The 21,068-nt window shown below is 72.0% G+C and carries 21 protein-coding genes; 19 read left to right on the top strand and 2 right to left on the bottom strand.

The window, feature by feature from the left end; all coding sequences use genetic code 11:
• Positions 1-57: 57 nt before the first annotated feature.
• The 5 genes from ACERUN_RS03280 to ACERUN_RS03260 all read left to right on the top strand — a co-directional run bounded on the left by ACERUN_RS03280 (position 58) and on the right by ACERUN_RS03260 (position 5,724).
• On the top strand, positions 58-1,095 hold the full coding sequence (locus ACERUN_RS03280) for a Wadjet anti-phage system protein JetD domain-containing protein (RefSeq protein ID WP_372740692.1): 1,038 nt from the start codon (positions 58-60) through the stop codon (positions 1,093-1,095).
• A gap of 10 nt (positions 1,096-1,105) precedes the next feature.
• Positions 1,106-1,801 carry a dienelactone hydrolase family protein gene (locus tag ACERUN_RS03275; protein WP_370288267.1) on the top strand — a complete coding sequence of 232 codons (696 nt, stop codon included), beginning with the start codon at positions 1,106-1,108 and terminating at the stop codon, positions 1,799-1,801.
• Positions 1,802-1,879: 78 nt separating this feature from the next.
• Complete coding sequence (locus ACERUN_RS03270) at positions 1,880-2,218, top strand: DUF1801 domain-containing protein (RefSeq protein WP_370288266.1); 339 nt, start codon at positions 1,880-1,882, stop codon at positions 2,216-2,218.
• 100 nt (positions 2,219-2,318) lie between these two features.
• Complete coding sequence (locus ACERUN_RS03265) at positions 2,319-4,280, top strand: potassium transporter Kup (protein WP_370288265.1); 1,962 nt, start codon at positions 2,319-2,321, stop codon at positions 4,278-4,280.
• A 127-nt stretch (positions 4,281-4,407) separates the two neighbouring features.
• Positions 4,408-5,724 (top strand): hypothetical protein, encoded by a 1,317-nt coding sequence (locus ACERUN_RS03260; RefSeq protein WP_370288264.1) that lies wholly within the window; start codon positions 4,408-4,410, stop codon positions 5,722-5,724.
• A 63-nt stretch (positions 5,725-5,787) separates the two neighbouring features.
• Here ACERUN_RS03260 and ACERUN_RS03255 read toward each other — a convergent pair whose 3' ends face one another.
• The gene (locus tag ACERUN_RS03255; RefSeq protein WP_370288263.1) at positions 5,788-6,675 is read right to left on the bottom strand and encodes a LysR substrate-binding domain-containing protein; all 888 of its coding nucleotides are present in this window, start codon (positions 6,673-6,675) and stop codon (positions 5,788-5,790) included.
• Between the two features lie 75 nt (positions 6,676-6,750).
• Between ACERUN_RS03255 and ACERUN_RS03250 the strand changes: the two genes are divergently transcribed.
• The 13 genes from ACERUN_RS03250 to ACERUN_RS03190 all read left to right on the top strand — a co-directional run bounded on the left by ACERUN_RS03250 (position 6,751) and on the right by ACERUN_RS03190 (position 19,929).
• Entirely contained in the window at positions 6,751-7,953 is a 1,203-nt protein-coding gene (locus ACERUN_RS03250) for an acetyl-CoA C-acyltransferase (protein ID WP_370288262.1), read from the top strand.
• 1 nt (position 7,954) lies between these two features.
• On the top strand, positions 7,955-8,650 hold the full coding sequence (locus ACERUN_RS03245; RefSeq protein ID WP_370288261.1) for a 3-oxoacid CoA-transferase subunit A: 696 nt from the start codon (positions 7,955-7,957) through the stop codon (positions 8,648-8,650).
• A complete protein-coding gene (locus tag ACERUN_RS03240; RefSeq protein WP_370288260.1) occupies positions 8,647-9,324 on the top strand; it encodes a 3-oxoacid CoA-transferase subunit B in 678 nt (225 codons plus the stop codon). The genes ACERUN_RS03245 and ACERUN_RS03240 overlap by 4 nt, the downstream gene beginning before the upstream one ends.
• Before the next feature lie 62 nt (positions 9,325-9,386).
• Complete coding sequence (locus ACERUN_RS03235) at positions 9,387-10,073, top strand: HD domain-containing protein (protein WP_370288259.1); 687 nt, start codon at positions 9,387-9,389, stop codon at positions 10,071-10,073.
• Between the two features lie 50 nt (positions 10,074-10,123).
• Positions 10,124-10,933, top strand: coding sequence for an IclR family transcriptional regulator (locus ACERUN_RS03230; protein ID WP_370288256.1), 810 nt, complete (start codon positions 10,124-10,126; stop codon positions 10,931-10,933).
• Between the two features lie 78 nt (positions 10,934-11,011).
• Positions 11,012-12,304 carry a cytochrome P450 gene (locus ACERUN_RS03225; RefSeq protein ID WP_370288255.1) on the top strand — a complete coding sequence of 431 codons (1,293 nt, stop codon included), beginning with the start codon at positions 11,012-11,014 and terminating at the stop codon, positions 12,302-12,304.
• A 3-nt stretch (positions 12,305-12,307) separates the two neighbouring features.
• Positions 12,308-13,450, top strand: a complete 1,143-nt coding sequence (locus tag ACERUN_RS03220) for a PEP/pyruvate-binding domain-containing protein (RefSeq protein WP_370288254.1) — start codon at positions 12,308-12,310, stop codon at positions 13,448-13,450.
• A 31-nt stretch (positions 13,451-13,481) separates the two neighbouring features.
• The gene (locus ACERUN_RS03215) at positions 13,482-15,347 is read left to right on the top strand and encodes a PEP-utilizing enzyme (protein WP_370288253.1); all 1,866 of its coding nucleotides are present in this window, start codon (positions 13,482-13,484) and stop codon (positions 15,345-15,347) included.
• Positions 15,344-16,108 carry an SDR family NAD(P)-dependent oxidoreductase gene (locus tag ACERUN_RS03210; protein ID WP_370288252.1) on the top strand — a complete coding sequence of 255 codons (765 nt, stop codon included), beginning with the start codon at positions 15,344-15,346 and terminating at the stop codon, positions 16,106-16,108. Before ACERUN_RS03215 ends, ACERUN_RS03210 begins: the two co-directional genes overlap by 4 nt.
• 37 nt (positions 16,109-16,145) lie before the next feature.
• Positions 16,146-16,463 (top strand): 2Fe-2S iron-sulfur cluster-binding protein, encoded by a 318-nt coding sequence (locus ACERUN_RS03205; protein WP_370288251.1) that lies wholly within the window; start codon positions 16,146-16,148, stop codon positions 16,461-16,463.
• Between the two features lie 3 nt (positions 16,464-16,466).
• Positions 16,467-17,756, top strand: coding sequence for an NAD(P)/FAD-dependent oxidoreductase (locus ACERUN_RS03200; protein ID WP_370288250.1), 1,290 nt, complete (start codon positions 16,467-16,469; stop codon positions 17,754-17,756).
• 23 nt (positions 17,757-17,779) lie between these two features.
• Positions 17,780-18,448, top strand: a complete 669-nt coding sequence (locus ACERUN_RS03195; RefSeq protein WP_370288249.1) for an HD domain-containing protein — start codon at positions 17,780-17,782, stop codon at positions 18,446-18,448.
• A 2-nt stretch (positions 18,449-18,450) separates the two neighbouring features.
• Positions 18,451-19,929: an aldehyde dehydrogenase family protein gene (locus ACERUN_RS03190; protein ID WP_370288295.1), complete on the top strand. Its 1,479-nt coding sequence runs from the start codon at positions 18,451-18,453 to the stop codon at positions 19,927-19,929.
• Positions 19,930-19,931: 2 nt separating this feature from the next.
• On the opposite strand, the gene ACERUN_RS03185 is transcribed toward ACERUN_RS03190, so the two are convergent.
• On the bottom strand, positions 19,932-20,318 hold the full coding sequence (locus ACERUN_RS03185; RefSeq protein WP_370288248.1) for a hypothetical protein: 387 nt from the start codon (positions 20,316-20,318) through the stop codon (positions 19,932-19,934).
• A 141-nt stretch (positions 20,319-20,459) separates the two neighbouring features.
• Here ACERUN_RS03185 and ACERUN_RS03180 point away from each other — a divergent pair, with 141 nt between their 5' ends.
• Positions 20,460-21,062: a hypothetical protein gene (locus ACERUN_RS03180; RefSeq protein ID WP_370288247.1), complete on the top strand. Its 603-nt coding sequence runs from the start codon at positions 20,460-20,462 to the stop codon at positions 21,060-21,062.
• Positions 21,063-21,068: the final 6 nt, after the last annotated feature.

The raw sequence follows: 21,068 nt of genomic DNA, 5'->3' as shown, positions 1-21,068 counted from the left end.
CTCGGATGGCGGTCGGGGTTCGCCCTGGGGACCTCGGGCCTCACCGAGGCGGCGGTGATGGCGCAGTGGGAGAGCGAGCTCTTCGCGCAGCGCATGGCGTGGTTCGACTTCGCGCCCGTCCCGGGGGTGCGCCTGGAGACCCGCCGGGTGCCGCCCGCCTTCGAGCTGCCCGCCCGCCTGGTGGTCGACGACGTCGACGCCGCAGTCGCCTTCGTCGGCGGCGACTGGCCGGAGCGCGTCGCGCGCGGCCGCGTCCGGGCCGACCTGCTCACGGCCTTCCCCGCCGTTGACCACGCGACGCGCGCAGCGATCATCGGCCAGCTCGACCCCTGGGAAGACGTCGAGGTGGACCTCCTCCTCCGAGCGGCTCGCTGGTTCGCCGAGCACCCCGACCACGGCCTCACCGCCCGCCAGGTGCCGGTGGAGGGGATGGGCTCGAAGTGGCTCGACCAGCGGGGCCTCTCGCTCGTGCAGCGGCTGATCGGCCTCGAGGACCTGGGGCTCCGCGCGAGTCGCCCACCCCGGGTCCATCTGACCTATCTCGACCCCGACCACCTGGCCGCCGGCGGCCGCCGATTCGACGTGGCCACGCTCGGCGACGGCGCCGAGCCCGCCTACCGACCGGGCGTCGTCCTCATCTCGGAGAACCGCGACACCGCACAGTGCTTCCCCGAGGTGCCGGGCGGGATCGCGATCGAGGGGAGCGGCGCCGGCGGCGGCACCGTGGCGGCGCTCGCGTGGGTGCATGAGGCGCCGGTGCGGCTCTACTGGGGCGACCTCGACGCCGCCGGACTCGAGATCCTCGCGCAGTTCCGTCGTGCCGGGCTCGACGTCGACTCGATCCTCATGGACGTCGCGACCTATCGACGTTGGGAGCGCTTCGGGGTCGACCACGGCCATGACGCGAAGCCGGTGCGCGCGGGGTCGGCGGGCGTCGTCCACGGGCTGCGACCTGCGGAGCAGGAGTTGTACGACCTGCTCTGCGACCCCGCCCGCACGACCCATGCGCGCGTCGAGCAGGAACGCATCCCGCTCGCCGAGGCGCACGCGGAGGTGCTGCGGCGCGTCGCGGCGGCGCTTGGCCGCGGTTCCTAGTCTCGGATCCATGAGCGACAACCCGCGTCAGAACGTGACCTTCCCCAGCAACGGCAACGAGGCCCACGGCTATCTCGCCGTCCCGGAGTCCGGCTCCGGTCCGGGCGTCGTCGTGGTGCAGGAGTGGTGGGGTCTCGACGACCACATCGCCGACGTCTGCGACCGCCTCGCCAAGGAGGGCTTCGTCGCACTCGCGCCCGATCTCTACGGCGGTCGGGTCGCCCACGACTCCGACCAGGCCGGTGAGTTCATGATGAGCCTGCCCGTCGAGCAGGCCGCCAAGGACCTCTCGGGTGCCGTCGACTTCCTCCTCGGCCACGACGCCGTCACCTCCGCCCACCTCGGCACCATCGGCTTCTGCATGGGCGGCGGCTTCGTGCTGCTGCTCGCCAAGGAGGCCGGCGACAAGATCTCGGCCGCCGTGCCGTTCTACGGCGTCGGCCCTGCCGTCCCCGACACCTACCGCGGCCTCACCGCCGCCGTGCAGGGCCACTACGCGGAGGAGGACGGCTTCTACCCGGTCGACCAGGCTCGCGAGCAGGAGAAGCAGATCCGCGATGAGTCCGGCGCCGAGGTCGAGTTCTTCTACTACCCGGCCGGCCACGCCTTCCACAACGACGAGGACAAGGCCGGCACCCACGACCCCGAGCAGGCCAAGCTCGCCTGGGGCCGCGCGCTCGAGTTCCTGCGCGCCAAGGTCGCCTGACCGTCACGACCCGCACCGCGTCGACAGCCCCGGAGCAGGCGCTCCGGGGCTGTCGGCGTCCAGGAGTAGGTTGCCGCCATGAGCGACTGGCGCGAGGCGCAGGTGGACCGGATGCGGGGGCTGCTGCTCGCCGCCGACCACGGCATGGTGGAGGAGCGCAAGTGGCGCAAACCCACGAATCCCGACGGCGTGCCGACCTTCTCCTGCGACGGCCTGGTCTGCACCGTCGAGACCTACAAGGACAAGGTCAAGCTGACCTTCGCGAAGGGCGCCTCGCTGCCCGACCCCACCGGCATCTTCAACGCCAGCCTGGACGCCGGCACCCGCCGCGCCGTCGACCTGCACGAGGGCGAGGACGTCGACGACGCCGCGTTCACGGACCTGGTGCGGGCGGCGGTCGCGGCCAACCGCGGCTGAGGGCCGGGGACTTCGCGCCTGCCCCCGGCGTGAGCGATCCTCGTGTTCGGATCGCGTCAGGACGCGCAGATCCCGCGTGACCCGGGTCTAGGTTCGCGCGGTGAGCACCACGAAGGACGAGCCAGCGCCGTCCACGCCCGCAGAGCGCCGGGGGAGTACCAGGCCGAGCCCGTTGCGACTGGCGGCGGTCGTCGGGGCGCTCGGTGTGGTCTTCGGTGACATCGGCACCAGTCCGATCTACACGCTGCAGACCGTCTTCAACCCCGATGATCCGCATCCCGTTCCGCTGACCGACGAGAACGTGATGGGCGTGGTGTCGCTCATCTTCTGGTCGGTCATGCTGATCGTCACCGTCACCTACGTGCTGCTGGCCATGCGCGTCGACAACCGGGGTGAGGGCGGCATCATGGCGCTCATCACCCTGCTGCGGCGCTGGGGCAGGGGTGGACGACGAGGAGCCACCGTCGCGCTGGTGGCGCTCGGCACGTTCGGTGCCGCCCTCTTCCTCGGCGACAGCATGATCACGCCCGCAATCTCGGTGCTCTCCGCCATCGAGGGCGTGGAGGTGTTGCGACCGGGACTGGGCGGGTTCGTCGTCCCGGCGACCGTCGTGATCGTGGTGCTGCTCTTCGCCGTCCAGCGGGTGGGCACGGCCTCGGTGGGCCGCTTCTTCGGGCCCGTGATGATCGCGTGGTTCGTCGCGATCGGCCTCTGTGGACTGCGCGGGATCGCGCTGCACCCCGGCATCCTCGGCGCGCTGTCGCCCACGCACGCCATCGGCTTCCTCGCCGGTCGTTTCGACATCGCCTTCTTCGCCCTGGCCGCGATCGTTCTGGCGGTCACCGGCGCGGAGGCCCTCTACGCCGACATGGGGCACTTCGGTCGTCGTCCGATCTCGGTGGGGTGGATCTTCCTGGTGTTCCCGGCGTGTGTGCTGAGCTACCTCGGCCAGGGAGGCCTGCTGCTCGAGGATCCGAGCAACGCCTCGGCCCCCTTCTTCCTGCTCCCGCCCGACTGGGCGAGGCTGCCGATCGTGCTGCTCGGCACCGCTGCCACGGTCATCGCGTCGCAGGCGGTCATCACCGGTGCCTTCTCCGTGGCCTCGCAGGCCGCGCAGCTCGGGTACCTGCCGCGGCTGCGGGTGCTGCACACCTCGCGATCGAGTCGCGGCCAGATCTACGTGCCGCTGGTCAACGGCGTGCTTCTCGTGGCCGTCGTCATCCTCGTGGTGAGCTTCGGGAGCTCGGCGGCGCTGGCCTACGCCTTCGGCATGGCCGTGACGGGCACGATCGCGATCACCACCGTCCTCTTCTTCTACGTCGCCTGGCAGCACTGCCGGGTGCCGAGGTGGGCTCTGGTGGCGCTGGCGGTGCCATTGCTAACGATCGACCTGCTCTTCCTCGCCGCCAACATGACCAAGCTCGTGCATGGCGCCTGGCTGCCGCTCACGATCGCCGTCGTGCTCTTCGTCGTCATGACGACCTGGCAGCGCGGTCGGCAGCTGGTGACCGCGCGCCGCGAGCGCCTGGAGGGGCCGCTGCCCGGCTTCGCGCTCGAGTTGCGGGGGACGGCTGAGGTCGTCACGGTCCCGGGCACCGCCGTCTACCTCAACCGTGGGGCCTCCACCGCGCCGCTCGCGCTCCGTTCCAACGTCGCCCACCACCGCGCCCGACATCGCTACGTCGTCGTGGTGACGGTGGCGGTCGCCGAGCTCCCGCGCGTCGACGAAGCCCACCGCTGGGACGTCGACGACCTGGGCGATCCCACCGACGGCATCACGCACCTGACCCTCAACTACGGTTACGCCGAGCGGATCGACGTGCCGAGTGCGCTTGCCGACCTGCCCCCCGATCTCGCCGAGGGCAGGTACGACTTCGAGCAGTCCACCTACTTCCTCTCCCGCATCGAGCTCGTGGACGCCGATCCCGACCGCGGCATCGGCCTGCCCTGGTGGCGCCGGCGCCTCTTCCTCGCGACGTCGCGGATCGCAGTCGACGCCGCCGCCCACTTCGGCCTTCCGCAGGACCGCACGATCATCGTCGGCTCGCGCCTGGAGATCTGATCCGTCTGCGGCCCAGGAGGGCTGCTAGCGCCGTCTCGAGACCCGGCGACCTGTCGAGGAACCTGCTTGTCCACAGGGTTCTGCGGCACGTTCGGGTTCTGTCGGGGGTCCGTGCCACCATCTGCGTATGACTCTCGGGGATGGTTTCGACGACGTGAACGGTGGCGTGGACGACGGTCCGTTCGCGCCGTTCGACGGCGTCTCCTCGTCGGCGCTGCTGGACGTGCTGGTGGGTGAGGAGGCGGCTCGTCAGGCCTCGGAGGTCCGCACGTGGCAGGGCATCGTGGCGTGGGCCGAACGCAACCTCCACGAGGGTGCGGAGAAGCCGGTCGAGGACGTGGTGGCTGCGCTCGACACCGGAGTCCGTCTCGCGGGTGAGGGCACTCCGCTGGTGGCCGAGTTCGCCCTGATGGAACTGGTCGCGGTGCTCGGCCGCACCCCCGATGGTGGACGACGCTACGTCGCCCGGATCCTGGAGTGCGCGTGGCGGCTCCCGCACGTCTACGCGGCCGTGCTGGCGGGCCGGTTGGTGCCGTGGCGAGCCGCGAAGATCGCCGAAGCCACCATCGACCTCAACGCTGACGCCGCAGCCTTCGTCGACCGCCAGCTCTTCGCAGCCCACAAAGTGACCTGGGCCCAGCTCGACCGACTCATCGACGAGGCCATCAAGCGCTTCGACCCCGAGCTGGCCGAGGCCCAGCGGCAGCGTGAGTGCGAGCAGCTCGGGGTCCGGTTCTCCGACCCCACCCCGGACGGCATCGCCTACCTCGACGCCACCTTGGATGCCGGCGACGCCGCCGACCTCGAAGCTGCCACCAAGCGACGGGCTGCGACGCGGGCGCGGTTCGGCGACGAGTCCTCGCACGACGTCCGCATGGCACGTTCACTCGGCGACATGGCGCGTGCTGATCTGGAGCTCGACCTGACCACGGTCGACGAGACCACCGGCGAACTCGTCACGGCTTCGCCCGGGCGGAAGGCCGAGGTCGTCGTCCACGTCACCCCGGAATCCCTGACGGGTGAGAACCCGGTCGGGCGCTGCCACAACCGCCCCGTCGCCACGACGCAGATCAGGGAGTGGTTGCAGCAGGCCAGCCGCATCACCGTCCGACCGGTCGTCGACCTCGCCGACTGTGATCATGTCGATGCCTACGAGATCCCCGACCGCCTCCGCCGCCACACCACCTGGCGCGACCACACCTGCCGCTTCCCCGGCTGCACCATCCCCGCCACCAGCTGCGACCTTGACCACCGCCAGCCCTACGACGCTGGCGGCGCCACCTGCCCCTGCAACCTCACCCCACTCTGCCGACAACACCACCGGGCCAAGACCCACAGCCGCTGGCGCTACACCGCACTCGCACCCGGCATCTACCGGTGGACCAGCCCCCTCGGCCACCGATTCCTCGTCACCCCCACCGGCACCTACCCGCTGCGCGAATAGCGCTCATCCAGCGGTTCCCCTTCACCTCGCCCGAGCCTCGAGACGACGCTGGCGCGCTCTCGATCACTCGGGCGCCAGCAGCGCGGTGATGGCCTCGCGCGCCCGGATGAGGTGAGGGTCGTCGCGGTCGGCACGCCAGGCGAGGGCGAGGTCGATCGTTCCGGCGCCGGCGAGCGGGAGCGTGGTGACGCCGTCCAGGGTGAGGGCGGCGGTCGGCTCGGGTACGACGGCGGCGCCGAGGCCGCCGGCCACGAGGGTCATCACCGTGGAGGTCTCGGCGACCTCGTGGCGCACCTGCGGCTCGAACCCGGCCCGGCGACACAGGTCGACCACCCGGTCGTGCATCACCGAGCGGCGTCGTCCGGAGTGCACGATGAGGTCGAGTCCGCAAAGGTCGCGCACGCTCACGCGTCGGCGGGTGGCCAGGCGGTGGCCGGTCGGGAGGGCGAGGAGCAGTCGTTCGCTGCGGAGCACGGTGACCTCCAGCCGAGGCTCGTGCACGGGAGTGCGCAGCAGTCCGAGGTCGATGGTGCCGTCGAGCAGTGCCTCGACCTGGTCGGGCACGAGCATCTCGCCGCGGAACGACACCTCGATGCCGGGCAGGTCGGCGGCGAGCTCGCGGGCCAGGCGGGGGAGCAGGCTGTAGGTGGCCGACCCGACGCAGCCCAGCGTCAGTCGTCCCTCCAGGCCGGCCGCCACCAGGCGCGCTTCGTCGCCGGCCGCCTCGACAGCGGCCAGCACCGCACGTGCGCGCTCGAGATAGGCCGCTCCGGCGGCGGTCAGGTCCACGCGGCGCGTCGTGCGCTCGAGCAGCTGGACCCCGAGCTCGCGCTCCAGATCGCGCACCTGCTGCGACAGTGGAGGCTGCGCCATGTGCAGCCGCGCGGCGGCCCGACCGAAGTGACGCTCCTCGGCCACCGCGACGAAGTAGCGCAGGTGCCGCAGCTCCATCAAGACTCCTGACATGTCAATCGCAACCGATATCGATACTTCACGATATCGGCTGACGCGCCTAGGTTCGAGAGTGTGAGCGATTCCTTCCTCTACGCCGCGGCGCGGACGCCCTTCGGTCGCTTCAACGGCGCCCTGGCGAAGATGCGTCCCGACGATCTCGCGGCCACCGCCCTGGGCGCCGTCGTCGATCGGCTCCCGGGCTTCGGTGAGCGCGCGGCCGCCGCCGTCGACGAGGTCGTCTGGGGCTGCGCCAACCAGGCCGGCGAGGACAACCGCAACGTCGGTCGCATGGCGGTCCTGCTCTCCGGCCTGCCGGTGGCCGTGCCGGCCACCACGGTCAACCGCCTGTGCGGCTCCAGCCTCGACGCCGTGCTGCTTGGCTCGCGCCAGATCGAGACCGGCGACGCCGACGTCGTCATCGCCGGTGGCGTGGAGTCGATGACGCGCGCCCCCTGGGTGCTGCCCAAGCCCGATCGCGCCTTCCCCGCGGGCGACACGGCCGCCGTCTCGACGACGCTCGGCTGGCGCCTGGTTAACCGCGCGATGCCGGCCGAGTGGACCGCGTCCCTGGGCGAGTGCAACGAGCAGATCGCCGACGAGACCGGCATCTCGCGTGCACGTCAGGACGAGTTCGCCGCCCGGTCGCACGAGCTCGCGGCGAAGGCCTGGGCCGACGGGTTCTACGACGACCTCGTCGTGCCGGTGAGCGGGGTCGACCTCCTGCGCGACGAGAGCATCCGTGACGACACCACGCGCCTCACCACGCTGGCCCCCTCCTTCCGTGCCGACGGCACGATCACCGCGGGCAACGCATCGCCGCTCAACGACGGCGCGGCCGCACTCGTGCTCGGCTCGCGCGCGGCAGGGGAGCGGCTCGGCGTCGACCCCCTCGCGCGGATCGCGGGACGAGGCACCGCCGCGCTCGAGCCCCAGCGCTTCGGCATCGCGCCCATCGCCGCGGCCGGGGCCGCTCTCGCGCGCGCCGGGATCTCGTGGTCCGAGGTCGGCGCGGTCGAGCTCAACGAGGCGTTCGCCGTGCAGTCGCTGGCCTGCGTCGACGCCTGGATCGAGCTGGGCCTGCGCGATCCCGCCATCGTCAACGCGCGCGGTGGCGCCATCGCGATCGGCCACCCGCTCGGCGCCTCCGGAGCCCGCATCGTCGCCACCCTGGCCGCCCGCCTGCGGGAGACCGGCGAGCGGTGGGGGCTCGCGGCGATCTGCATCGGCGTGGGGCAGGGGCTGGCCGTCGTCCTCGAGAACGAGGAGGCGGCCTGAGATGGGCCGCACGCAGATCATGGAGTCGGCCGACGAGGCCGTCGCCGGCATCGAGGACGGCGCCACGGTGCTCGTCGGCGGCTTCGGGCTGGCCGGCATGCCCTTCGACCTCATCGACGCCCTCATCCGCCAAGGGGCCACGGACCTCACGATCGTGGCCAACAATGCCGGCAACGGCGAGGTCGGACTCGCGGCTCTGCTCAAGGCCGGCCGGGTGCGCCGCATCCTCTGCTCGTTCCCGCGGCAGTCGGACTCCTACGTCTTCGACGAGCTGTACCGATCGGGCCGCATCGAGCTCGAGGTCGTGCCGCAGGGCAACCTCGCCGAGCGGATGCGCGCCGCCGGCGCCGGCATCGGCGCCTTCTACAGCCCCACGGCGGTGGGCACGCCGCTCGCCGAGAGGCGGGAGGTGCGCTCCTTCGAGGGCCGCGACTACCTGCTGGAGCTGCCGATCCGGGGCGACTACGCGCTCATCGCCGCCCACCGCGCCGACCGGCTCGGCAACCTCGTCTACCGCCGGACGGCGCGCAACTTCGGGCCCGTGATGGCCACCGCCGCGGACACCACGATCGTCCAGGTGAACGAGGTCGTCGAGCCCGGCGAGCTCGACCCCGAGGCCGTCGTGACCCCGTCGATCTTCGTCGACCGCGTGGTGGCCACCGCCGCCCGCCACTACACCGTCCAGGGGGCACGATGACCACCGCTACGCACGCACTGCGCCTGGCCCCCGACGTCCTCGAGGACGCCGACCGCGCGCCGTTGACGACCGACGAGCTCGCCGCGCTCATCGCTCGCGACGTGCCCGAGGGCGCCTACGTGAACCTCGGCATCGGGCAGCCGACGAGGATCGCCGACCACCTGCCGCCCGAGCGGGGCGTGGTGCTCCACACCGAGAACGGCATGCTCGGCATGGGTCCGGCTGCGGTCGGCGACGAGATCGACCCCGACCTCACCAACGCCGGCAAGGTGCCGGTGACCGAGCTGCCCGGCGCCTCCTACTTCCACCACGCCGACTCCTTCGCCATGATGCGCGGCGGGCACCTCGACGTGTGCGTGCTCGGTGCCTTCCAGGTGTCCTTCGGTGGCGACCTCGCCAACTGGCACACCGGCGCGCCCGGCGCGATCCCCGCGGTCGGGGGAGCGATGGATCTGGCGATCGGCGCCAAGCAGGTGTTCGTGATGATGAGCCTGTTCGCCAAGGACGGTGCCCCGAAGCTGGTGCCCGCGTGCACCTACCCGCTCACCGGCGTCGGCTGCGTGACCCGGGTCTACACCGACCTCGCCGTCATCGACCTCGGGCCGGACGGCGCGGTGGTGCGGCGCACGTTCGGCTGCACCGGCGCCGAGCTGGTGACCCGCTTGGGTGCCTGAGTCGTTCCGCTCAGCGGAAGCCGGACCTTGCGCGGGCGATGGCGAGGGCGTGGGATGGGCCGGTGCTGCCCGTGCTGAGTCCCGACCGCAACGTGCTGGGCCGCGACATCGCCGCCCACGTCCCTGATTTTTCCTCCGTGCCTTTCGGCGGCGAGATGCCGGCCGAGCACGCACAGATCTGGCGTCGGGCCGAACCGTACCTGCGGGTGCGTGACAACGACGGCCACACGATCTACGCCTACGGCCTCGCGCGCGCCCTGTGCGAGCTGCACCCCGAAGCGGACGCCGACGTGGTGCTGCCCGCGATCCTGCTGCACGACTCCGGCTGGTCCACGGTGGCGGAGGAGGAGATCCTCGAGGCGATCGCGCCCGACGGCTCGCGGCCCGACCTCGTGCGCCAGCACGAGGTGGAGGGCGCGCGCATCGCCCACGAGGTGCTCACCGGGCTCGGTCACGACCGCGAGCGCATCGAGCGCATCGTCGAGATCATCGACGGCCACGACTCGCGCCGCGTGGCCCTCCACCTGGACGACGCCCTGGTCAAGGATGCCGACAAGCTCTGGCGCATCACGCCCCACGGCGTCGACACGGTGATGGGCTGGTTCGGTCTCGACCGCGCCGCGGCGCACCGCCTCATCGCCTCGCGGGTGCACGAGCACCTGTTCACCGACGCCGCGCGCACCATCGCCTCCGCGCTCGGCGCGCTCGCGATGGTCGATACGCTGCCGCAACGCATCGCGCTCGGCTGACCGCTCGGCCGGGCGCTCGCGGGGGCGGTGGTGAGAGGAGGCGGGACGGCGTGGTCGACGGGCAGGCATCGGCGGAGTCGGCACTGTCGGCGGAGTCGTCGTCCAGCAGCGCGCGCACCGTGACGAGCAAGGCGCTCGCGCTGCTCGGCGCGTTCGAGCACCCTCCCGCGGCGAAGTCGCTCACCGAGCTGGCGGGCCTGGCCGACCTGCCGCTGCCCACCGCCCATCGACTGGTCGGCGAGCTCGTCGCCTGGGGCGCGCTCGAGCGTGACGGGCTCGGCCGCTACCGGGTCGGCCTGCGGCTGTGGGAGGTGGCCCAGCACGGGGGCCGGCTGCTGCGCGACACCGCTCGCCCGTACCTGCAGGACCTCTTCTCGCTCACCCAGGAAACCTCGCACCTGGCCATCCGCGAGGGCCACGAGGCGCTGTACATCGACCGCGTGTACAGCACCAAGCGGGTGCCGCGGGCATCGCGCGTGGGCGGGCGCCTGCCGCTCCACGCGACCGCCGTCGGCAAGGTGCTGCTCGCCTTCGAGGAGGACTGGGTGCGCGAGGCCTATCTCGCGCGCGGACTCGAGCGGCCCACCCGGCGCACCCACGCCGATCCGGAGCGGCTGGAGGCCGAGCTGGCTGAGATCCGCAGCAGCGCTCACGCCATCACTCTCGAGGAGGTGCGTGCGGGATCGGCGTCCATCGCCGTCCCCATCCGTCGCGACGACCGGGTGGTGGCTGCCATCGGCATCGTCACCCTCGCGACCCAGGCCAGCGCGCTGCGCCGCCACCTGCCCGTGCTCAAGGGCGTGGCCGATCGCATCGACACCGCCATCGCCCGACTGCCGCGGGGCGCCCGATTGGCGTGAGCGGCCCGCTCGCCGATCACTTCCGCTGAACGGAAGTCGCCGATTGTGGCGGCGGTCACGCGGCCACAGACTCCTCTCGTGCCCACCCAGACCTGCCCCGTCGACCACAACGCGGCCAGCCTCGGCTACCAGCCGTTCGAGCTCGACGACCCCTTCCCCGCCTACGCGGCCCTGCGCGCCGAGGCGCCTGTGACCTTCGACGAGCGCATCGGCTACTGGGTCGTCACCCGCTACGACGACGTCAAGGCCGTCTTCGAGGACTGGTCGACCTTCAGCAGCGAGAACGCCCAGGCCCCGGTGCGCGAGCGCGGCGCCGCCGCCCGCCAGATCATGGACGACGGCGGCTTCACCGCCTACTCCGGCCTCTCGGCCCGCATCCCCCCGGAGCACACCCGGATCCGCAAGGTGGTGGCGAAGGCCTTCACGCCGCGTCGCTACAAGGCCCTGGAGCCCACCATCCGCGAGAACGTGCGCACGGCACTCGCCGCCATGCTGGCGCGACCGGAGCGACGGGGCGACCTGGTGCGCGACCTCGCCGTCGACGTCCCCACGATCACGATCCTCACCCTCATCGGCGCCGACGTGGCGATGGTGCCCACCTACAAGACGTGGTCCGACTCCCGCGCTGCGATGACGTGGGGCGACCTGAGCGACGCCGAGCAGGTGCCGCACGCCCACAACCTCGTCGCCTACTGGGCCGAGTGCCGGCGACTGGTGGCCGACGCCCACGCCCACGAGCGCGACTCGCTGGTCGGCGACCTCGTGCGGGCCCAGGCCGCCGGCGACCCGATCACCGACCACGAGATCGCCTCGGTCTGCTACAGCCTGCTCTTCGCCGGCCACGAGACCACCACCACGCTCATCTCCAACACGTTGCGCGTGCTGCTGGGCCACGGAGACCAGTGGCAGCGGGTGGTCGCCGACCCGACCCTCGTGGCCGGCGCCGTCGACGAGGTGCTGCGCTTCAGCCCCAGCATCGTCGCCTGGCGCCGCAAGGCCCTGAAGGACGCCGAGGTCGGTGGCGTCGCGATCCCGGCCGGCGCCGAGCTGCTGCTCGTCATGGGCTCGGCCAATCGCGACGAGACCCGTTTCCCCGACCCCGACGTCTTCGACATCACCCGCCCCAACGCCCGCGAGCACCTCGCCTTCGGCTTCGGCATCCACTACTGCCTGGGCAACCTGCTGGCCAAGCTGCAGACCAGGGTCGTCGTCGAGGAGGTCGCTCTGCTCGCCCCCGACCTCGCCCTCGTGGACGACGAGCCGATCACCTTCGGGCCGAACCTCTCGTTCCGCGCGCCCCTGTCGGTGCCGGTCACCTGGCCCGCCGGCGCCGCCCGCACCAGCCGCCCGAGCGACACCGAAGGGGTCTGAGCCATGCACGACACCCGCTACATCCAGTTCTTCGACGGCGGCCACGAGCCCGAGCACGCCCTGCTGGGCGGCAAGTGCGCCTCGCTGGTCTCGCTCACCGCCGCGGGGATGCCGGTGCCGCCGGGCTTCGCGGTCACCACGGCGGCCTACGACCTCTTCGTCGCCGAGTCCGGCCTCGCCGCGGTGATCGCCGAGGAGCTGGCCGGCCTCGACCCCGACGACGTTGCCGCGATCGACGTGATCTCCGCGCGCATCCGCGAGCAGATCTGCACCCGCGAGGTGCCCGCCGCGCTGCGCACCCAGACCCACCTGGCCCTCGCCGACCTGCAGCAGCGCTGCGGGGGAGCGGCGGGCGCCGAGGTGCCGGTCGCCGTCCGCTCGTCGGCCACGGCCGAGGACCTCCCCGACGCCAGCTTCGCCGGCCAGCAGGACACCTACCTGTGGCTCGTCGGCGTCGAGGCGGTCACCGAGCACATCCGCCGCTGCTGGGCCTCGCTCTACACCAGCCGCGCCATCACCTACCGCCTGCGCAACGGCATCCCCGACGAGGGACTGTCGATGGCGGTCGCGGTGCAGAAGATGGTGCGCGCCCGCGTCGCCGGTGTGGCGATCACGATGAACCCCGCCACCGGCGACCGGTCCAAGATCGCGATCGACGCCTCCTGGGGTGTCGGCGAGATGGTCGTCTCCGGGCAGGTCACCCCCGACAACCTCCTGCTCGACAAGGTGATGCTGAGCGTCGTCTCCGAGCACATCGGCGACAAGCACGCCGAGCTCGTGCCCGATGCCGCCACCGGTGCGCTGGTCGAGCGCGAGGTCGAGGCCGAGCGCCGCGTCGTCCGCTGCCTGAGCGACGACGAGGTGCGTGCGGTCGCCGCGATCGCCAAGCGCGCCGAGCGGCACTACGGCTGCCCGCAGGACGTCGAGTGGGCGCTCGACGCCGACCTCCCGCCCGGTGAGGACCTCCTGCTCCTGCAGTCGCGCCCCGAGACCGTGCACTCCGCCGCCGCACCCGCGTCGGCCGCCCCGGCCCCCGCGCCGCGCACCCCGTCGTCCGGCTTCAGCTTCGGCTCCTTCGCCGGCCTCGCCGCCACCGCGGGCTCGGCCGCGGCGACCCTGCCCCACCACCACTCCCACACCCACTGACCCGCACCAGCCCGAGACCCGAGGAAGTGTCATGACCGCACAGCCCGACGTCGCCCCCGCCCAGCAGAGCGAGCCGACGATGAAGTCGTTCCCGAAGCCCTCGCAGATCCCGGTGCCCGCGGGCGCCGAGGGGTGGGAGGAGCTCTACCCGTACCACCTGGCATTCCGCAACGTCTCGGGCACCGAGGACGAGAAGTTCTGGTTCTGTGACAGCCAGCACTGGCCCACCGTCTACAAGCCCTTCGAGACCATCGGCGGCGAGTTCGCGGTGAAGTGCCTCGGGCAGTACAACACCCGCCACCTGCTCATCCCGCCGGCCAACGGCATCGAGTTCAAGATCCACCTCGGCTACCTCTACATGAGCCCCGTTCCGGTGCCCGAGCACGAGATCCCCGCCCGGGTGCCGGAGTTCGAGCGCCGCGCCGGTCACTACTTCCAGAACTGGGACGCGCTGCTCGAGGGCTGGCGCACCAAGGTGCGCGGCACAATCGCCGAGATGGAGGCGCTCCGCTTCGAGCCGCTGCCGGTCATGGTGCCCTTCGACGACATCGTCACCGGGAAGGCCAAGGACGGCTCCGAGGTGCTGATGGAGGGCTACGACCGCCTCATCCAGCTCTGCTACCAGAACTGGCAGTACCACTTCGAGTTCCTGAACCTCGGCTACCTGGCCTACCTCGACTTCTTCGGCTTCTGCAAGGAGGTCTTCCCCGGCATCCCCGACCAGGCCATCGCGAAGATGGTGCAGGGCGTCGACATGGAGCTCTTCCGCCCCGACGACGAGCTGAAGAAGCTCGCCGTGCTGGCCCACGACCTCGACCTGCAGGCCGGGTTCGCCGACACCGACGACGTCGCCGGCACGCTGGCCGCGATCGCCGCCCTACCGCGTGGCGGCGAGTGGGTGGCGGCCTACGAGGGCGCCCACGACCCGTGGTTCAACTTCACCGTCGGCAACGGGTTCTACGGCCACGACAAGTACTGGATCGAGCACCAGGAGATCCCGCTCGGCTACATCAAGGACTACCTGCGCCGCGTCGACGCCGGGCAGGACATCATGCGGCCCGTCGCCGAGCTCATCGCCGAGAAGGACCGCATCGTCGCCGAGTACCGCGAGCTCCTGGACGGCGAGACGCTCGCCGCCTTCGACGCCAAGCGCGGCCTGGCGGCCACGGCCTACCCCTACGTGGAGAACCACAACTTCTACATCGAGCACTGGACGATGGGCGTGTTCTGGCGCAAGGTCCGCGAGCTGTCGCGGGTCTTCGTCGAGGCCGGGTTCTGGGGCGACGTGCAGGACATGCTCTATCTCAACCGCAACGAGGTGCGCGACGCGCTGTTCGACTACGTCACCGGCTGGGCCGTCGGCTCGCAGGCCACCGGGCCGCACTACTGGCCGGCCGAGATCGAGCGCCGCCGCGGCATCATCGACGCGCTCTCCATGCAGCGCCCGCAGCCGGCGCTCAACACGCCGCCGGCCGAGATCACCGAGCCGTTCACGATGATGCTCTACGGCATCACCACCGAGCAGGTGCAGCAGTGGCTGGCCGCCGACGACGGCGAGGGCGACGGCTCCATCACCGGCATGGCTGCCTCGCCCGGCGTCGTCGAGGGCCCCGCCCGAGTGATCACCCACGCCGACGAGCTCGGCACGGTGCAGGAGGGCGAGATCCTCGTCGCCACCATCACCGCGCCGTCGTGGGGCCCGATCTTCGGGCGCATCAAGGCCACCGTCACCGACATCGGCGGGATGATGAGCCACGCCGCCATCGTGTGCCGCGAGTACGGCCTGCCGGCCGTCACGGGCACCGGGTCGGCGTCCACCACGATCCGCACCGGGCAGATCATCCGCGTCGACGGCACCAACGGTCGCGTCGAGATCCTGCAGGACGTGTCGGCGTGATCGACCGCTCGCTCGAGGGAGCCGGCCGCACGGTGCTCGTCACCGGCGCGGCCGGCGGCCTCGGCCGCGCCTTCGCGCTCGGCTTCGCCGCTCGGGGCTACCGGGTGGCCGTCGCCGACGGCGACGCCGACGGCGCCGCCGAGTCCGCCGCGAAGGTGCGGGCGGAGGGGGCGGAGGCGTTCTCGACGCACGTCGACGTCACCGACCCCGACTCCACCGCCGCGCTGGCCGCGGCGGTGGCCGAGTTCGGGGGCGGGCGCATCGACGTCGTCCTCAACAACGCCGCGATCTACGCCGGCATCACCCGCAGCCCGCTCGAGGACATCGACCCCGACGAGTGGGACCGCGTGATGGCGGTCAACCTCAAGGGGCCGTGGCTCGTCGTCCGCGCGTGCTCGCCGCACCTGCCCGAGGGCGGGCGGGTGATCAACCTCAGCTCGGCCACCATCTACTCCGGCTCCGAGAACTGGTTGCACTACGTGGCCTCCAAGGGCGGGGTGGTGTCCCTGACCCGCGTGATGGCCAAGGAGCTCGGGCGCAGGGGCATCACCGCCAACGTGATCGCCCCCGGCTTCACGCTCACCGAGGCCAGCCACGGCCTCATGGACGACGCCGCCACCTACGGCGTCGACCGCGGCGCCCTGCGCCGGGCCAGCCAGCCCGAGGACGTCGTCGGCGCGGCCCTGTTCCTCGCCGGCCCCGACTCCGGCTTCGTGACCGGCCAGACCGTCGTCGTCGACGGCGGCCGGCAGTTCATCTGATCCCCACGTGCCCCCCGCGACGAGAGAGACCTCTGCGATGACCAGCATCACCTTCACCGACCACCTCGGCGAGAGCCGCGTCGTCGCCGCGAACCCGGGCGACACGGTGATGGAGACCGCCGTGCGCCACGGCGTCCCCGGCATCGTGGCCGAGTGCGGCGGATCGCTGTCGTGCGCCACCTGCCACGTGATCGTGGACCCCGCCCAAGCCGACCTGCTCGACCCCATGGACGACATGGAGGACGAGATGCTCTACGGCGCCGCCACCGAGCGCAGCGCCACGAGCCGGCTGTCCTGCCAGATCCGCGTGGGCGAGGTCGACCTGCGCGTCACCACGCCCGAGACGCAGGTCTGAGCCATGGGTACCGAGACTTCCCCCGGCGGACCCGGGCTGCTCATCATCGGCGCTTCCCAGGCGGGGGTCGCGCTGGCCACCTCGCTGCGCGCACTCGGCCACGACGGCGCCATCACCCTGCTCGGCGACGAGGACCACCGCCCCTACCAGCGCCCCGCGCTGTCGAAGGAGTTCCTCCAGGACAAGGTCGGCAAGGAGTCGCTGATCTTCCGCACGGCCGAGTACTGGGCCGAGCACCGCATCCGCGTCGTCCAGGGTGAGCGCATCGTGCGCATCGACAAGCGTCCCGACGGATCCGGCATCGCCTTCGCCCGCTCGGGCGAGGTGTTCACCTTCGACCGTCTCGCCCTCACCGTCGGCGCCCGCGCACGACGTCTGGGCATCCCGGGCGCCGACCTGCCCGGCGTCCTCGCGCTGCGCCAGGCCGACGACGCCCTCGAGCTCAAGGCCCGCGTGCCCCTCGTCGAGGACGTGGTGGTGATCGGCGGCGGCTTCATCGGTCTGGAGGCCGCGGCGTCGCTGGCCACGCTCGGGAAGCGGGTGACCGTGCTCGAGGCCGGCCCCCACCTGGTGGGTCGCGCGGTCGGCACCCCGACCTCGGAGAAGCTGCTGCAGCACCACCTGCGCCACGGCGTCGAGGTGCTGCTGAACGCCACTGCCGCCCGCATCGTCGGCGAGGGCGATCGGGTGGTCGGCGTCGAGCTGGCCGGCTCCGCCTCCCGGGCGGGGCGCGTGGTGCGCGCCGACCTCGTCCTCGTCGGCGTGGGGGTGCTGCCCAACACCGAGCTCGCCGAGCAGCTGGGCCTGGCGGTGGACGACGGCATCGTCGTCGACGAGCGGGCCGTGTGCTCCGACGGCGTCACCGTGGCGGTCGGCGACTGCGCGAACCTGCCCAACCCGGTGCCGGGTTCGCAGCCGGGCGACCGGGTGCGCCTCGAGAGCGTCAACAACGCCGTCGAGCAGGCCAAGGTCGCCGCCTACGCCATCACCGGACGCGACGGCGAGTACGCCGGCATCCCGTGGTTCTGGAGCAACCAGGGCAGCCTCAAGCTGCAGATCGCCGGCCTCTCCCGCGGCTACGACCGGGTCGTCGTCCGCGAGGGGGAGGGGACGCGATGGTCGGCGCTCTACTACCGCGACGGCCGTCTCGTGGCGGCTGACTGCATCGACCACCCGCTCGATTTCATGGCCGTCAAGGCGGCCCTCGCCCAGGGCGGACGGATCGATCCCGACGCCGCCGCCGATGCCACCCGCAGCCTCAAGCAGCTCACCCGGCTGCCCGTGAGCGCCTGACCCGAACGAGTCTGGAGAGACCCATGCCCTCCCCGCTCCCCGCGACCCCCGTGCCGGCGTCGGCCGCCGTCGACACCTCGCCGATCCAGCTGACCCCGGCGCGCGGCATCGACCTCGACCCGATCTGGAAGTCGGTGGTCCCCGAGACGCGCACCCGCAGCAACGACATCCACCTGCCGATCTCGCTCGCCTACGCCGAGCGGCTGTGCGACGCCCACCCCGAGGCCGACGACCTGCTCGTGCGGGTCGCGATCCTGCTGCACGACATCGGGTGGGCACGCGTCGACGAGAGTCGCATCATCTCCGAGGGCTTCAGCGGCGACTGGCGCAAGGCCGCGATCCGCTTCGAGCACGAGGTGCAGGGCTGCGCGATCGCCCGCGAGGTGCTGCCCTCCCTCGGCTACGACGACGGCTTCGTCGACGAGGTGTGCGCCATCATCGACGGGCACGACACCCGCAAGGAGGCCCACACGTTGGAGGACGCCCTCGTGCGCGACGCCGACCGGCTGTGGCGCTTCGACCACGCCGGCATCGCGCTCGCCTCCGGCTGGTTCCGCATGGACCCCGCCACCTACTGCGACCGGCTCGCCGCCGAGATCGTGCCCGAGCTGCTCACCGAGGCCGGCATCGCCATGGCCACCGCCGCGCTGGAGCGCTCGAACGCGCTGCTCAAGACGGCGGTGATCCGTTGAGCGTGCTGCCGGCGTCGCCGCGCACGCTCGCGCTGCCGTGGACCCACGTCGACGACGTCTTCGTGGACGGCGCGTGGCTCGCCGTCCAAGGGACGGGCGCCGGCGTCGAGCTGGTGGATCCGGCGACCGACGAGGTGTGGGGCTCGGTCCCCGACGTCGGGGCCGAGGTGGTCGACCTCGCTGTGGGGGCCGCGCATCGCGCCTTCGCGGACCGCCGCTGGCGCGACGTCCCGGTGTCCGAGCGGGCCGCCGTCCTCGTGCGTGCCGCCGCGCTGCTCGAGGCTCGGGCAGACGCGCTGGCGCACACCGTCACCCGCGAGAACGGTTCGACGATCACCGAGACCTCCGGCGCCGCCGCCAACGCCGCCGCCATCCTGCGCCACACCGCCTCGCTCTCGGGTTGGCTCACCCAGGACGACGTGCGCCCCTTCCCGCACGGACCGGGCGAGACCGTCGTGCACCGCGACCCGCTCGGGGTGTGCGCGCTCATCGCGCCCTGGAACTTTCCGATCAACCTGATGGTCATCAAGCTCGCGCCGGCGCTGCTGGCCGGCAACAGCGTGGTCATGAAGCCCGCCCCGTCGACCAGCCTCTCGATCCGGTTCGTGCTCGAGGCGCTCGTGGAGGCCGGCGTCCCTGCTGGTGTGCTCAACCTCGTCACCGGGGGAGCCGCCTGCGGCGACGCTCTGGTGCGCCACCCGCTCGTGGCCAAGGTCGCCTTCACCGGCTCCACCCCCGTCGGACGACGCATCGGCGCGGTCTGCGGCGAGCTGCTGCGGCCGGTCACCCTCGAGCTCGGCGGCAAGTCCGCCGCGATCGTGATGCCGGACGCCGACCTGGCCGCGCTCACGGCCGGGCTGGTGCGCTCGTGTCTGCGCAACAGCGGCCAGACCTGCTACATCGCCACGCGACTCCTCGTTCCTCGCTCACGGCACGACGAGATCGTCGCCGCCGTCGCTGAGGTCGTGGCCGCGGCCGCGGTCGGCGACCCGCTGGACCCGGCGACCGTGTTCGGGCCGGTGGCGAGCGCGGCACAGCGCGACGCCGTCGTCCAGCACCTGGAGCGGGCGGCCGACGAGGGCGTGCGCTTCACGACCGGCGGCCGCGCCCTGCCCGGACCGGGATGCTTCGTGGCGCCCACGGTGGCGCTCGCCGAGCCCCACCACAGCCTCGCCCGCGACGAGGTGTTCGGGCCGGTGCTCACCCTCATCGCCTACGACGACGCTGACGGATCGGTGGAGGAGGCGATCACGATCGCCAACGACACCTCGTTCGGCCTGGGCGGCATCGTCTTCGGCCGCGACGCGGAGGCGGCCGAGGCCGTGGCCCGCCGCATCGACACCGGCTCGGTCGGCATCAACTTCTTCGCCTCCAACCACGACGCGCCCTTCGGCGGGCGTCACGACTCGGGGCTCGGCGTCGAGTACGGCGTCGAGGGCCTGGCGCAGTACGTGACCTTCCAGTCGCTGCACCGGCGCTGATCTCAGGCGCCGCCGATGAGCACCGGCAGCACTCCGGCGAGCACCACCAGCAGCACCACCACCGCCACGATCGCGACGACCGTCGCGAAGCTGCGCGAGCGCACGGGTTCGAGGGCGAGCAGCCCCTGGGGCGCGCGGGGCGAGGGCAGCGAGTACCAGACGTCGACGGTCTCGCCGGCGCGTGCGGTCACCTCGAGGTCGACGCGCGTGGCGGTGCCCGCCCACGCGCTCTCGCAGCGCAGGCGCGCGACGCCGGGCGCGACCGCGATGTGGTTGGCCCCGAAGCCGACCGGGTGCTCGGCGTCGTCCACGTGCACGGTGGGCGCCACCAGCCTGGTCAGCCTGCTGCCCTGGACGTGGAGGCGCAGCAGCGCGGGGGAGTCCGTCACCCCTCGATCACATCACGACGGTTGGTCAGGGAGGCGAGCCAGCGCCGTCTCGAGACCCGGCGACCTCTCTAGGAACCTGCTTGTCCACAGGGTTCTGCTGCACCGTCGGGTTGTGTCGGACGTTCGTGCCACCATCTCGGTATGACTCTCGGGGATGGCTTTGCCGGCGGTGAAGGTGGCGTGGACGACGGTCCGCACGCACCGTTCGACGGCGTGCCGTCCTCGACCCTGCTCGATGTTTTGATGGGTGAGGAGCAGGCTCGTCAGGCCTCTGAGATCCGCACCTGGCAGGGCATCGTGGCCTGGGCCGAACGCAACCTGTACGACGATGACGGCAGCGCGGAGAAGCCGGTCGGGGACGTCGTCGCCGCGCTCGACACCGGCGTGCGGCTCGCCGGTGACCGTGCGCCGCTGGTGGCGGAGTTCGCGCTCATGGAACTGGTCGCGGTGCTCGGTCGCACGCCCAATGGTGGACGACGCTACGTCGCCCGCATCCTGGAATGTGCGTGGCGGCTCCCGCACGTCTACGCCGCCGTGGTCGCTGGGCGGCTTGCTCCGTGGCGGGCGGCGAAGATCGCTGAAGCCACCGTGCAGCTGAACGCGCAGGCGGCGGCGTTCGTGGACCGTCAGCTGTTCGCCGCCCACAGAGTGTCGTGGGCCCAGCTGGACCGGCTGATCGATGAGGCCATCAAGCGTTTCGACGCCGACCTCGCTGAGGCCCAGCGCCAACAGCAGCGCGAGTAACTGGGT

Source organism: Nocardioides sp. (assembly GCF_964229035.1).
Classification (GTDB): Bacteria; Actinomycetota; Actinomycetes; order Propionibacteriales; family Nocardioidaceae; genus Nocardioides.
Note: the sequence above shows the minus strand (reverse complement) of the source record. Positions and strands in the feature narration are given on the sequence as shown.